General features: G+C 65.5%; 14 protein-coding genes. 5 read left to right on the forward strand and 9 right to left on the reverse strand.

Features of this window, described 5'->3' with window-relative positions:
• Positions 1-23: 23 nt before the first annotated feature.
• Positions 24-269: a hypothetical protein gene (locus tag EV379_RS17610; RefSeq protein ID WP_207226317.1), complete on the forward strand. Its 246-nt coding sequence runs from the start codon at positions 24-26 to the stop codon at positions 267-269.
• Between the two features lie 338 nt (positions 270-607).
• On the opposite strand, the gene EV379_RS07655 is transcribed toward EV379_RS17610, so the two are convergent.
• Positions 608-1,636 carry a LacI family DNA-binding transcriptional regulator gene (locus EV379_RS07655; protein WP_165397318.1) on the reverse strand — a complete coding sequence of 343 codons (1,029 nt, stop codon included), beginning with the start codon at positions 1,634-1,636 and terminating at the stop codon, positions 608-610.
• 89 nt (positions 1,637-1,725) lie between these two features.
• Between EV379_RS07655 and EV379_RS07660 the strand changes: the two genes are divergently transcribed.
• The 4 genes from EV379_RS07660 (at position 1,726) to EV379_RS07675 (ending at position 8,331) form a co-directional block, all read left to right on the forward strand.
• The gene (locus EV379_RS07660; RefSeq protein ID WP_242616283.1) at positions 1,726-2,985 is read left to right on the forward strand and encodes an MFS transporter; all 1,260 of its coding nucleotides are present in this window, start codon (positions 1,726-1,728) and stop codon (positions 2,983-2,985) included.
• 64 nt (positions 2,986-3,049) lie between these two features.
• Positions 3,050-4,615, forward strand: a complete 1,566-nt coding sequence (locus EV379_RS07665) for a family 43 glycosylhydrolase (RefSeq protein WP_130505614.1) — start codon at positions 3,050-3,052, stop codon at positions 4,613-4,615.
• A 103-nt stretch (positions 4,616-4,718) separates the two neighbouring features.
• Positions 4,719-7,169: a glycoside hydrolase family 3 protein gene (locus EV379_RS07670; RefSeq protein WP_130505615.1), complete on the forward strand. Its 2,451-nt coding sequence runs from the start codon at positions 4,719-4,721 to the stop codon at positions 7,167-7,169.
• 232 nt (positions 7,170-7,401) lie between these two features.
• Positions 7,402-8,331: a S1C family serine protease gene (locus EV379_RS07675; RefSeq protein ID WP_130505616.1), complete on the forward strand. Its 930-nt coding sequence runs from the start codon at positions 7,402-7,404 to the stop codon at positions 8,329-8,331.
• Between the two features lie 27 nt (positions 8,332-8,358).
• On the opposite strand, the gene EV379_RS07680 is transcribed toward EV379_RS07675, so the two are convergent.
• From EV379_RS07680 to EV379_RS07715, 8 genes are all read right to left on the reverse strand, one after another.
• The gene (locus EV379_RS07680; RefSeq protein WP_130505617.1) at positions 8,359-9,180 is read right to left on the reverse strand and encodes an SDR family NAD(P)-dependent oxidoreductase; all 822 of its coding nucleotides are present in this window, start codon (positions 9,178-9,180) and stop codon (positions 8,359-8,361) included.
• A gap of 148 nt (positions 9,181-9,328) precedes the next feature.
• A complete protein-coding gene (locus EV379_RS07685) occupies positions 9,329-9,871 on the reverse strand; it encodes an SMI1/KNR4 family protein (protein WP_130505618.1) in 543 nt (180 codons plus the stop codon).
• Positions 9,872-9,930: 59 nt separating this feature from the next.
• Positions 9,931-10,584 carry an HAD family hydrolase gene (locus EV379_RS07690; protein WP_130505619.1) on the reverse strand — a complete coding sequence of 218 codons (654 nt, stop codon included), beginning with the start codon at positions 10,582-10,584 and terminating at the stop codon, positions 9,931-9,933.
• 9 nt (positions 10,585-10,593) lie between these two features.
• Positions 10,594-11,130 (reverse strand): putative immunity protein, encoded by a 537-nt coding sequence (locus EV379_RS07695; RefSeq protein WP_130505620.1) that lies wholly within the window; start codon positions 11,128-11,130, stop codon positions 10,594-10,596.
• A 25-nt stretch (positions 11,131-11,155) separates the two neighbouring features.
• Complete coding sequence (locus EV379_RS07700) at positions 11,156-11,722, reverse strand: dihydrofolate reductase family protein (RefSeq protein ID WP_130505621.1); 567 nt, start codon at positions 11,720-11,722, stop codon at positions 11,156-11,158.
• 21 nt (positions 11,723-11,743) lie between these two features.
• Complete coding sequence (locus tag EV379_RS07705) at positions 11,744-11,977, reverse strand: CDGSH iron-sulfur domain-containing protein (RefSeq protein ID WP_130505622.1); 234 nt, start codon at positions 11,975-11,977, stop codon at positions 11,744-11,746.
• Positions 11,974-12,978: an iron-containing redox enzyme family protein gene (locus EV379_RS07710; protein WP_242616284.1), complete on the reverse strand. Its 1,005-nt coding sequence runs from the start codon at positions 12,976-12,978 to the stop codon at positions 11,974-11,976. The genes EV379_RS07705 and EV379_RS07710 overlap by 4 nt, the downstream gene beginning before the upstream one ends.
• Before the next feature lie 151 nt (positions 12,979-13,129).
• Positions 13,130-13,468, reverse strand: coding sequence for a GNAT family N-acetyltransferase (locus EV379_RS07715; protein WP_242616285.1), 339 nt, complete (start codon positions 13,466-13,468; stop codon positions 13,130-13,132).
• Positions 13,469-13,475 lie beyond the last annotated feature (7 nt).

A 13,475-nucleotide genomic window follows, 5' to 3' on the forward strand; every position in this document is an offset into this window, starting at 1 on the left:
GGTACTAGGCAGTACGCCCGAGCCTGCGCGCGCGCAATCTCGAGAAGCACCTGCTTTGGGCTCAGCTCCTCACGCCGCTCGTCGTCGAACGTCTCGACGGTCCCCATCGACCACTGCGCGCGGAAGCGCTCGTGCAGGCATCCCTCGCATGCTTCGATCTCGCCCTCGCGAGCTGGGCGCAGTCAGAGACGGCTGCAGACCCTGCACGCTTGCTCCGCGCCGCTTTCGCCGAGATCGCCTCGATCAGCCAGCCCGCTGCCGCCGATTGACCGGCCCGCGCCCGCACGACTTCCGTACGGGGCACCGCGGGTGGCTCCGTCTGAGCGCCTTCAGCAGTGGCGAGATTCGATCAGCAACACGCCCTAGTGCAACCCGCCCGGCGGCGCGACGCCACCTCTGGCGACTGCAAGCAGAAGCGGAACGACTCGGGGCGATGACTTTCACCTCGCCGCGGCGCAGGTGGGCAAAGATGGCGAAGACCCAGAGCGGCGAAGCAGCCGGGTTGAGACTGCCGCCAACAATGTCATCGACGTCGGCAGAGCGAGGCGGCAGTTCGGGCGCCCGTTCCACTCAGCCTGCTCGCACGCCTGTACGCGGGGTCGTTGATTTAGGCGGTTGATTCGCGTTCCACGACGCGCATGAAGTCGCGCGCCCTAATCGTTCGCGGGGGCGTCGTGCTCTCGTCGAGGATTGCCGCGAGTGCACTCGCGTATTCGACGGCCAGACTGTCGGTATCGAACGCGATTGAGGACAGCGGCGGCTCCATCGAGCCGTTGATGGCCATCTCATCGACGCCGATCACGGCGAGATCCTGCGGGCACCGGAGCCCTGCCCGGCGAATTCCCGCAAGCACGGCGACAGCCACTTCGTCGTTGTACGCAGCCACTGCGGTTACGCCGTCGGCAACCCAGCCCTCCACGATCTGAGCGGCGCCTGACGCATCGAGACGAAATCGGCCATAGGCTGGCGCCGGCAGACCGCCCTCGGCACACGCCTGTGCAACCAGATCGAACCGGCTCTTCGACAGCACCGCGAGACCGGGGTCGCTCGTGTCAGCGAAGGCGATACGCGAATGCCCTTTCTCGACGAGGTGGTCTACCTGCACGGATCCCGTCGGGTCGTCCATGCCCAAGGCGAGGCCACCCGTCGGGAACAACGAGGAGACGGGGATCTTCTGCTTGCTCAGCCAGGCCTCCGACTCATCGTCGAGGCCGAACATGCTGAACACCACCCGAGGTCGCAGGTCCTGGGCGGCATCGATGATGGATCTGTTCGCCGCGCCTTCGAAATGGACGATGAGGGTGACGCCTCTCTCGGCTGCACGCGCAGTGAGGTGGCTACTGATGTCGACAATCAATTCGCCGAGGTGTGCGCTGGGGACGACGAACAAAGCGATTCGTGAAGCTCGGGCCGCCAGGCTCTGCGCTGCCCGGTTGGGTCTATATCCGAGTTCCTCTGCCGCACGGAACACAGCACTGCGGGTCTTCTCGGAGATCTTCTGCGACGTGACGTTGTTGAGCACGTAACTGACGGTCGCCTGAGAGACATTGGCTCGGCGAGCTACGTCCGCGCTCGTCGGCGGAACAGTTCCGCGCCGTTTAAGTTCGCTCTGGGATTTGACGGCACTATCGGTCATGCATCTATTATGCTCACTGATACGCATAAGTGATGCGCATAAGTGATTGGACGAAGATGTCTTTTCTTGAAAGCCGCCCTACTGAGGACTTGGCCGAAATCGCCTTCATCGAGGAGGCTGCCGGCAATGAGGATCCGCCGACGCCGATAAGGGGCGTGCGCCGCCTGCTGTGGTGGATCGTCCCCGCCAACATGGGTGTGTTCATCATTTGGGGATCGTTCCTAGGCATTCTGCTGCCTGCGCAGGTCGCCGGGCTCGACCCGGCGAACAAGGTTGCGAACCTCGCGATTGTTTCCACGGTCGGAGCCATCTTCGCCCTGTTCGCCCAGCCGATCGCGGGTCAGTTGTCCGACCGGACACGGTCCCGTTTCGGGCGCCGCGCACCGTGGATCATGATCGGGTCGCTCATCGGTGCGCTCTCCTTGGTAGGACTGACCTTCGCGAACTCGTTCGTCGGCGTGCTGATCGCGGCGACGTTGGTTCAGACGGCGTACAACTTCGCGCAAGGACCGCTCAGCGCGATCATGCCCGACCGAGTTCCGATCAAGCGCCGTGGCACGTTCTCGGCGCTGTCAGGCATCGGCCTGATGGTTGGCGCCCTCGGCGGCCAGATCGTCGGTTCCGTCTTCCTGGGTAGCATTGCAGCCGGATACGTGTTCCTCGCGGTCTTCTCAGTGCTGATGCTGTCGCTGTTCGTGATCTTCAACCCGGACTACTCCAGCGAGGAAATCGCGCGCGAGCCGTTCAAGTTCGCTGACTTCCTCCGCACGTTCTGGGTCAACCCGATCAAGCACCCAGACTTCTTCTGGGCCTTCACTGGCCGCACCCTGCTCTATGCCGGCTACTTCACCGTCACCGGGTTCCAGTTCTACATCCTCACCGACTTCCTCCACATAGAGAACCCCGCCTCGGTCATCCCGGTGCTCGGCGTGATCAGCTTGGCCGGCATCCTGATTTCAACCGTCATCTCGGGGCCGCTCTCGGACAAGTTCGGCCGTCGAAAGCCGTTCATCTTTGGCTCGTCCGCGCTCGTGGGGGCCGCGATGCTGATCCCGATGATCTCGCCCACCCTGCCCGGCTGGATGGCGATGACGTTCGTTGCTGGCTTCGGCTTCGGCATGTTCCAGGCGGTCGATACCGCCCTGATGAGCCAGGTGCTGCCGTCCGCGAGGTCGTTCGCGAAGGACCTCGGCGTCGTCAACATCGCTGCCACCCTGCCGCAGGCACTGGCTCCGGCCATCGCCGGTGCGATTGTCCTCAGCGTCGGATACATCGGGCTGTTCCCCCTCGGTATCGTCCTCAGCATCCTCGGTGCCTTCGCCGTCTGGCCGATCAAGGCATCCCGCTAGCACCCAGAAGAGCCCCATCCGGCTCCCCGTGCGTCACGACGCCACCAGTGAATGGAGTAACCCGATGAACATCCTGCAGGTTCCAGACGGGACCCTCACAACATCCATCAATCCGTTCCTTCCGGCAACGGAGTACGTGCCAGACGGGGAGCCGCATGTCTTCGGCAACCGGGTCTACATCTACGGCTCTCACGACTTGGCCGACGGCACCGCAGTCATGTGCGCCGGCGACTACGTCTGCTATTCGGCAGCGCTGACCGACCTGGCCCACTGGCGCTACGAGGGTGTCATCTATCGGCGCGATCAGGATCCGTTCGCTCGGATGATGACCCGGCGCGGCGGCGACAAGCTGGGACTCAAGTCCCACTTGTTCGCCCCCGACGTCGTGGAAGTCCACGGCAGGTACTACCTCTACTACGGCGTGGCGATGTCCGAATCGGGCGTCGCGATGGCCGTGGCGGATTCGCCCACCGGTCCCTTCGAGTACGTGGGCCGCGTACGCTACCCCGAGAGCGAGAAGCCGTCCGGATGGCGCGACGGGAAAGACGGCCTCGACGACGGTGACATGGCGTTCTTCGGCGGGAGGCCGGCGATCAGCCGACGAGGAATCCGGATCAAGGAATTCCCCTACGACCCCACCCTGCTTCTGCATGAAGGGCGGCTATTCCTTTACGTTGGCCTCCTCAACTGCTATGTCGTGGAACTGGACACGAGCGACATGCGGACTGTCGTGAAGAACGAGAGCGGCGGCTACGCCACCCAGGTCTTTCGTGCTCGACCACTCAAGCTCGTCCGCGACCTGATGTTCGGCAAAGCGGCCGATGCGCACTTTGTGAATGGGCCATCGATCCGTGAGATCGACGGGGCTTTCGTGCTGAGCTATTACGCCATGGGCAGTGGCGGGTTCAACGGCATGTACTACGCCACCGCAGACCAGCCGCAGGGCCCGTTCGCGCCGGCCGGTCCCCTGGTCTCGCTTGGCAACTCCCGGTTCCGAGGACAGAAGTCCCCCGCTGACCAAACGGGCAATATCCACGGCGGAATGTTCGCCGTCGACGGACAGTGGTATCAGATCTATCACCGGCAGACCAAGGCTGGCCGCCCTGCCTGCGCCGTGCCGCTCACGCGCCGCGCCGACGGTGGCTTCGAGCACGCCGAGCACACCTCGATGGGGTTTAGTACCGAACCCCTCAATGCCTTCCGCCGGTGGCCCGCCTACATGGCCTGCCACCTGACAGACCATGTAGGCGCCAGCGGCAAGAACAGCCCGCTGATCGCCCAGCGCGCCTACGACAACACCGACGGCGAACTGCCGGTTGTCACCCGCCTGCGGGCGGGGAGCATCGTCGGGTACAAATACTTCGACTTCGGTGCGGATGCCGTCGCCGGCGCGCGGGTGAGCATCGAGCTCGACCCCGCCAGCCGCGGTCGAGTCGACATCCGCCTGGACGATGCCTCGACCGGTCCGGTCGTCGCGACCATCGAGGTCGACGGGCCGCTCGGCACGCCCGTTTCCTTCACCGCGGCGATGGCCCCGGTGAGAGGCGTCCACGCCGTCTACCTTGTCACCCACCCCGAGGGCCCAGAGCTGGGAGGCCTGTCGCAACTGGCATTTGGCTCAGCCCGGTAATGAACTCGCCGGACCGTCCCGCCCATCAGCACTGTTGGGGCCGAACCCCAGTTTTGGCCTCCACAACCACCCACTGACCCACCTTCCAGACGAGGAGATTTAGATGAGCACGACAACCAGAACGACCGACACCGTCGGAACCCCTCTTCAGCGCGCGGATGCGCTACTGCAGCAGCTGACGCTCGAGGAGAAGGCCCTCCAGCTCTCGGCGACCATGCCGATCGGACTGTTCGGCGTCGATGGCCTGATCGAGTCGCAGGCGACCAAGGTGCTCGGCCACGGCATCGGGCAGATCTCGGCACTCGGCATGTTCGGCCACAAGTCGCCGGCGAAGACAGCCCACACCGTCAACGAGATCCAGCACTTCCTTGTAGAAAACACCCGCCTGGGCATCCCTGCGATCTTCCACAATGAAGCCCTCAACGGGGTGATCGCACCGGACTTCACCGTGTTCCCCACGGCGATCGGACTGGCCGCGAGCTGGAACCCCGAAGCCGTCGGGGATATGGCCGAACTCATCCGTCGGCAGATGCGCAGCGTCGGCTTCCTGCAGGCACTCGCACCCGTCATGGACGTCGCCCGCGACGCCCGGTGGGGTCGCGTGCACGAGACCTACGGGGAGGACCCCTACCTCGCATCCGCCCTCAGCGTGGCCTTCACCAAGGGCCTGCAAGGTACGGACCTCCGCGAGGGCGTCATCGCCACCGCTAAGCACTTCCTCGGGTACGCGATGACCGAGGGCGGCCAGAACATGGCCGCCACACAGGCAACGAACCGCGAACTGCGCGAGGTGTACGCACGGCCTTTCGCCGCCGCCATCGAGCTCGCCGGCCTGGCATCGGTCATGAACTCCTACTCCGAGGTCGACGGAATCCCCGTCGGCGCATCCGGCGCGATCCTCAACGACCTGCTGCGCGATGAGCTCGGCTTCGAGGGAACCGTCGTGTCGGACTACATGACCATCGCGATGCTGCACTCGCGCCAGCGGATCGCCAAGGATATGGCGGAGGCCGGTGTGCTCGCACTCACCGCGGGTCTGGATGTCGAACTACCCGCGATCGTCGGCTACGGCACCCTGCTTGCCGAACAGGTACGCGCCGGCAAGCTCGACGAGGATGTGCTCGACACCTCGGTGCGCAGGGTCCTGCGCGACAAGTTCGCCCTCGGCTTGTTCGAGCGACCTTTCATTGACGAGGACCCCATCGTTCTCGGAGGCATCGCCCAGCAGGGCGTTGAACTCGCGAACCAACTGGCCAGCGAATCGATCACGCTGTTGAAGAACGAGGCGGGCATCCTTCCGCTCTCCACACAGGTGAAGAGGATCGCGATCGTCGGCCCGCACGCCGACGAGGTCGGATTCGCTTTCCCCGGCTACACCTACCCGCGCACTCTCGGGATGCTCGGCGCCATGATGATGGGCAGCGATGATGAGGGCGCGATGGCGGGCCTCGACGGCCTCGGCGGCGAGATGCCCCCGGAAGCGATGGCGGCCGCCGGCGCTGAGTTCGGTGCGGCCTTCGCGGTCTCACCCGAAGAGTACATCCGCCAGCACTACGGCACGATCAGCCTCGCGGAGGCCGTGCGGCAGCTGGTGCCCGACGCCGAGGTCACGGTAGTTTCCGGATGCGGCGTGCTCGACTCCGAGCCGCATGACATCGACGCCGCGGTCGCGGCTTCAGCAGATGCCGACGTCGTGATTGCGGCCTTCGGCGGACGCGGCGGCTTCTTCGGCGGGCCGATCACCGAGGGTGAAGGGGTGGACACCGCCGCCATTGACCTGCCTCGCACGCAGCGCGAACTGATCGAGGCCGTGGCGGCGACGGGAACCCCCGTGGTCGGGGTGCTCTCCACCGGGCGCCCGATGGCGATCACCGAGGCCCTCCCCGCGCTGACCGCACTGGTACACGCCTACTACGGCGGGCAGCAGGGTACGCGTGCCATCGCCGACGCGCTCTTCGGATTCACAAACCCGAGCGGCAAGCTGCCTTACAGCATGCCGCGGCACTCCGGCCAGGTTCCGGTCTATTCGGGCCAGCACACGGGCAGCGGCTACCGTCGCCCCGAGAGCGACATGCACAAGGGCTACCGCGATATGCCTGCCACTCCCCTATTTGCGTTCGGTCACGGACTCAGCTACACGTCGTTCGCCTATGGCGACGTGACCCTGAGCGCCGCATCCGTTGAGACGACTGGTTCCATCGATGTCAGCGTCAACGTCGAGAACACGGGAACCGTGAGCGGCGTGGAGATCGTGCAGCTTTACATCAGCGACACCGCCACCGGCCTGGTGCGACCCCTCCAAGAGCTCGTCGGCTTCCACCGCATCACACTCGCGCCGCGCGCCGCGAATACGGTGACCTTCTCGGTGCGAATGGACCAGCTCGCCTACCTGGGACTCGACGGAAAGACGTTCATCATGGAAGCCGGCCCCGTCGATGTTCTCGTCGGCTCGGCATCCGACGACATCCGTGCCCGGGCGAGCTTCGAGGTCACTGGCCCGACCGTTGAGCTCGGCCGTTCGCGATCCTACCTTTCGGAATCGCGAGCCCAGTAGCGGTGGGACGCCCGTCAGGACGCCTCGGGTCCAGCCGAAGCTACCAACGATGACGCTGCGGCTGCCCGCAGAAATGACAGATTGAATGAGACACATTTCCGAGATTCTGTCTCGTTGAACGTGTCACGCCCGCGAACTGGCGCGCTGCGATGACAAGTCAGATGAGACGGGACAGTCATGTGCTCAGAGCGAACTCGCGCCGTGGGCCCGAGCGGCGGCGCAGACTGACTTCATGAGCGAGATGTCTCCCGACGCGAAAGCACTGGATGCTTATTCGAGGACGGTGATGCGTGTGACACAAGCGGTGCTGCCGTCGGTCGCAGCTGTGGACGTACGCGTTCGCCAGGCGCGCGGCGCTGGCAGCGCGTCGGTGATCACGGCCGACCGACATCTGCTCACGAGCGCTCACGTCGTGGACGGGGCCACCGAGGTGAGTCTGGCGTTCTCGGACGGCACCTCCGCGCCTGCGCACGTTGTCGGCTCCGATCCCCTCTCCGACCTCGCCGTGCTCTGGGCCGACGGGCCGACGCCACCACCGGTGACTCTTGGCGATGCGGCGTCCCTACAGGTCGGACAACTCGTCGTAGCGCTCGGCAACCCGCTTGGATTGGCTGGCAGCGTCACCGCCGGCATCGTGTCCGGGCTGGGCCGCTCGTTGCCGACCCGCTCCGGACGCGTGATCGACGAGGTGATCCAGACCGACGCGGCTCTCAATCCGGGCAATAGCGGCGGCGTGCTTGCAGACAGCGCGGCTCGCATGGTCGGGGTCAACACGGCCGTTGCAGGATTCGGCCTCGGCCTCGCGGTGCCGATCAACGCAAACACGCTCGCCATCATCGAAGCACTGCGCACCACCGGGCGCGTTCGCCGTGCCTGGCTGGGGATCGCGGGCGCGAAAGTGCCACTGAGTCCTGCCGCAGCCTCACGAGTCGGGTCGGACGCGGGCATGCAGATCGTCTCTGTCATCGCCGGCAGCCCGGCCTCTGCCAGCGGCGCGCGCGTCGGTGACATCGTCCTCTCACTCGACGGCGTCCCGATTCTCACCCCGACCGACGTGCAGCGCGCGATGGTCGAGGGTGCGATCGGACGCCGCATGGAGATGACCGTATGGCGCAACGGAGCGCTCGTCGACGTCGTCGTCGAACCGGAAGAACTGCAGTGACCACATACGAGTCCCCCGAAATCGGATTCAGGCGATCCAGGGGCGCGTGAACGCGAGCACCCGCTCCCCGTCCGGATCTGCCAGCGAAACGCCGACGAACGCGACGGCCGAGTCGGAGGTTTGTCGGCGGAAGGAGAACGCGTCGTCGGTGACGGCGTCCGCGATGGCGACTCCGGCGTTCGCCGATGACTGCGCGTTCGCGAAGGCGCCGGACGTCCGCGCAATATAGGCGTCCAACAGGGGCCGGTATGCTCCGGCGTCCGTCGGGCGCTCCACGTTGGCAACGAAATCGCTGGCCACGGCGGCAGGTTCGATGACACCGACCTGGACGCCGAACCGTTCGGCGACGACGGCCAATGACTGCATGAAGCCCTCGACTGCGAACTTCGCTCCGCAGTACGCGTCGGCGAAAGGCTGGCCAACGACGCCGCCGACGCTGGTGATGGTGAGGATGCGGCCGCGGCCACGCTCGCGCATTCCAGGGAGGACGAGCTTTGCGAGGTTGACGGGAGCAAGGTAGTTGATGTCGAGCTGCGCCTGAATCTGGGCCATCGAGAGCTGCTCGGCGGTCGCGACGCTGCCGCGCCCCGCATTGTTGACGAGCACATCGATCTGCCCGTGGTCCGCAATGATCTCGTGCACAACCCGTGCCGCAGCATCGTGATCGACGACATCGAGTGCCCGGATGTCGAGCTCGACGCCCGCGGCGTGCGCAGCGGCGGTCAGCGTGTCGGCACGCGAGGTGTCACGCAGCGTTGCGACAACCCTGAGCCCGCGGCGGGCGAGTTCGACGGCGGCATGCATTCCCATGCCCGACGACGTTCCAGTGATGAGCACCACATCAGCCATGCCCGCAATCCTACCGGCGAACGTGCACTCCAGGGCTGGCTCTGAAGCCACCTGCGCACCTTCGTGACCGCCTTCCGGGCAGGCGCGCTGACCGAAGCCGCGAATCTCCCTGAACTGCGCCGTGGCACGACGGAACGGCCGGGATCATTCACAGCGCGGCTGGAACCAACGGCCTGAACTGGGTGGGGTCGAAGTCCGGGGCACTGTCACGTTCTCGAAGCCATTCGATCGCCTCGTACAAGTTGGAACCGATTCTGGTCAGTGAGTTGAAGCGAGCGGTGTGGTAGATCGGCAGTTCGTCATTGTCGTCGCGGGCGCCGGTGTCCCAGGCTAGGTAGTCGCCGTTCTCGCTCATTGCGAAGACCGTCAGTCGCTGCGCGGTGTCCCAAGAGCCATCCGGCTCGATCTTCCAGTCATAGCCCTCGACCCGAGCCTCGCTGAAGTCATCGTGGAGCTGCTCGGTCAGGTACCTGCCTCGACCCACAACCCCGTCGGCGAATCCTGAAGACACGGGTGTGTAGATGAGCCAGAGCCCGAACAGGCGACCCCAGCCGAAAGCTCGGACGAATGAGACGTAGGAGGGCGGAAACCCGACCCCGTCGGGCAGCCTGTGATGCTCGATGGTGTGTTCACTGAGAATCGGGGCGAGTGGCTGGCTGACAGACAGGTTCCATACATCTTTGTGTTCCACCTCTGCAGGATACTGACCGGAGCTCACCCGGTCAGCGGGGCACGAAGCGAGAAGTCGACTCAGCGGGCACTTCGCACGGAGCTGTTGATCAACGCGAGCACCTCCGCAGTCCCGTCACACATTAGCGTCGGCGCCCATGGTTCCGACCAGAGCCGACCGTGAGCCACCCAAGCAGTTGCCAACCCGGCTGCCCGCCCCCCTGCGATATCGGCTTCGGCGTGATCACCGACCATCCAGGCGATTCCGTCCGCCTGAGCAACTTCGCGTGCAGCCGCGAAGATTCGCGCGTCGGGCTTCTTGAAGCCAAGCTCGCCTGAGATGACGCTGCCGGTCACAATCTCAGCGAGCGCAGTGCGCCGAAGCTTCATCCGCTGCTGTTGGGAATCTCCGTTTGTGACGATCACGAGACGTTCACCGATTGCAGCCAAGCCGTCGAGCTGTGCCAAGACGCCGGGGTAACACTCGATGAAGTCGACGTGCTCGTAGAGCAGCTGCGCGACAAGGACATCGAGGTCGGAAGTATCAGGCTTCAATCTCTCGAGGATCATCGCTGCCAACTCAGCACGAGGCGTGTAGCCGTGCGCGTCCGCTCGAATCAGCCATTCGGCGTCCGACGCCTCACCACCCCACGACGCGACTGCAACGTCGGCCCACTGCGAAAATGCGGCGTCTCTATCTACGAGAGTGTTATCAAGGTCAAGGAATACCGGCACAGTGGAATCCTAGGAGCCGGCTATGGCCGCTTGGAGTTGCCGGATACTTGAGCCGAGGACTCCAGAGGCGAGAAGTCCTGGGCCAAGCGGCCCAGCTGAGTCCTCACCGAGCAGTGGCAGCTTCCGCAGCGCGGACCTCGGCTGCTGCGTCAGCTGCTCAAGCTGCCAGGCAATCTCCTCGTCGACGGCCGCAGGACGGTCTGGAGCCGCCAGCCCGACCGCCTTGGCGGCGTACGCGGCCGCACCGAGCGCGTGCGCGCCCATGTGGGCGACGCCTGCGGCCTGTGCAGCGGCGCGCGCGGCGGCCGCAGCCGCAGGAGAGCTCACCGCGTGCGCGGCCCGCCCTGCGACGAACCGTTGGCGGATCTCGCCGGCAGTGTCGAGCTCACCGCGAGCAAACGCCCGGGCTCGGGCGATGGCCTCACGGGGTCGAGCGTCGGATGGGGCTTCCGCTTCAAAGACGGGCAGGACCCGTTCAGCACAGTCGGCCGCCCATGCGGCGACCTGCCGCCGGTCGGATTCACTCAGCGCCTGCGGGGAAACCATGTAGGCAGCCTCCCACATCGACTGCCTAGTTCGTGATCGCGTAACGCAGGAGCACCACGCCGTTGTCGAACGGCGTGGCCTCGAGCAGGCTCAGGGTGCGCGAATCCTCGAAGATGCGCCTGCCGGTGCCGCGGGATGCCGGGCAGACGAGCAGGCGGAGTTCATCGACGATGCCGGCATCCATCAGAGATCGCATCAGCGTCAGGCTCCCCCACAGCCAGATGTCCTTGCCGCTCTGCGTCTTGAGTTCCCGGATCGTGCCTGCGGGGTCGCGTGTCACCGTCGCCGCCGGAAAGTCGCCCCAGGGTGCGTCATCCAGTGCCGACGATGCGACGTACTTGGCGAGCGTGTTGAGCTTGTGGCCGTACTCCCCCTGCTCCTCAGCGTGCGGCCAGTAATCCTTGGACTGCGTGTAGGTGTTCGCGCCGAGAATCATCGTGTCGACCGAGTCGATGAAGCCCATCAGGCTGCTCTTGAACGGAGTTGTTACGGTGTCGTCGAATGGCTCGCCCGCCACGAAGCTGAGCCCGCCGTCGTCCTCCGCGGCGATGTTGTCGACCGTCACCCACTGCTGCACGATGAGCTTTCGCATGGGGTCACCGTAGCCCTTTCCTCAGTCGAACTCGACGGCCGGAGACGCGGGCGGGCGCTCCGTGCGGAACCCGACGAGCGTGTGGCTTCCGTCACAGTACGGACGGATCGTGGAGGCGCCGCAGCGGCAGAGTGCGACCGTCTTGCGCGTCCTCGGCAGCACATCGCCGTCCTCGCCGCGCAACTCAACGTCGCCCCGCACGATCAGTGGCCCGTTCGGGCACGCGGTCACCGACACCTCGCTCGGCCTGGTCATGCGACCGCCATGCGCAGCGACGAGCGCCCCTCGGTGAACGCCTTCAACACGCTCCCCCACAGGTTCCCGTCCACGGTCAGGCAGGCTGCCGCGCCGAAGAGGATGTCGTCGACCAGCTCGGGTTCGTCCGTGGCCAGTGCCCCGGCGAGGTCGCGCGCGGCGATCTGCTCGTGCACGGCATCCGCCTCGACGTGTTCGTCGAAGTAGTCGCTTGCTTCGGGGCCGAGCCCCAGACGACGGATGCCGTTGGCGTAGGCGCGGCAGGGCAACGACGATGTCATCTCATAGGCGGCGAGGTGCCCGACGATCGCACCGCGCAGCCGGCGGTGCAGCCCGAACAGCGACATCGTGTTGAGCGAGGCGAACACGTTCGCGTGCACGTGGTCCGCGTATGCGCCGTAACTGCTGTCGAGGCCACGCTCCTCCATGCATCGGGCGAAGATCGTGGCGTGGAGTCGGTCCGGGCGCCCTCCCCCGTATTCGTCAGCCTGGATCTCCACGAGGGCGGCCTTCGCGCCGCGGTGCAGGCGCGGGATCGCCCAGCTGTGCGGATCGGCCTCCTTGAGCGTGTAGATGGACCGGTTCACAAGCACCTCGCGGTACTGCTCGAGGCTCGCCTCCGATTCGACGAACCGAGACAGGCTGGGCCCGTCGTCGCCGCGGACGAGTTCGAACAGGGCCTCCGAGACTCCGCGGACCGCGTGCGGCTGACTAACCTCTCTGCGCAACTCTGCCTCGAATGACCTCTCGATCTCGGCCCGCACCTCGAGCAGCTCCGGGTTCCACTCGAAAGTCTCGTCGACGCCGGCGACTCCCCCATAGTGCAGCTCATACAGTACGAAGAGGGCGAGCTGGATGTCGTCGTCATCTAAGACTGATTCGCTGTCGTCTATGGCGCGCCGCACGTCGTGCATCACGGATGCCGGCCGCTGCCCCGATCCGCTGCCCAGCCACGTGTTGAGTGCCGCCGAGGCAGGGCCCCTGGCCTCCGGCATAGCCATCGGCCGGGTAGATCGTTGGCGAATCGTCGCGGTCATGGGGTCTCCGCCGAAAAAGTGGGTGGTCTGTCACAGCTTGTGAGAGACGATTCGCGCTTGCAAGGGGGTTGTCCCTGAGGCTCTCCGCGGGTAGCGTCGCCCGGCCGAAGGCGTCCTAGCGCCGCATCTGGGCGGTCGTGAGGCCCGACATCTCGGGGTCGGTCTGCTCGTCACCGGTGAACTCAAAGCCGTTCCGACGATAGAACGCGATCGCACGCGGATTCTCCTGGGCCACCCACAACACTGCCGGCTGACCGTTCAGCACGGCGTCAAGCAGGGCCTGGCCGGCACCACTGCCGTGCCAGTTCGCCAGCAGATAGAGGCTGTACAACTGGCGCTCACCCGGCAGCTTCTGCACATCCGACTCGAGGCGCGGCCCGGCCATCGCGAAGCCAATCGGCTCGTCGCCAGTGCGCGCGACACGGACGATCCACGGACTGTCGGGTTCCTTCACGCTGTTG

The sequence above is a fragment of the Microterricola gilva genome (assembly GCF_004217495.1).
GTDB lineage: Bacteria > Actinomycetota > Actinomycetes > Actinomycetales > Microbacteriaceae > Microterricola > Microterricola gilva.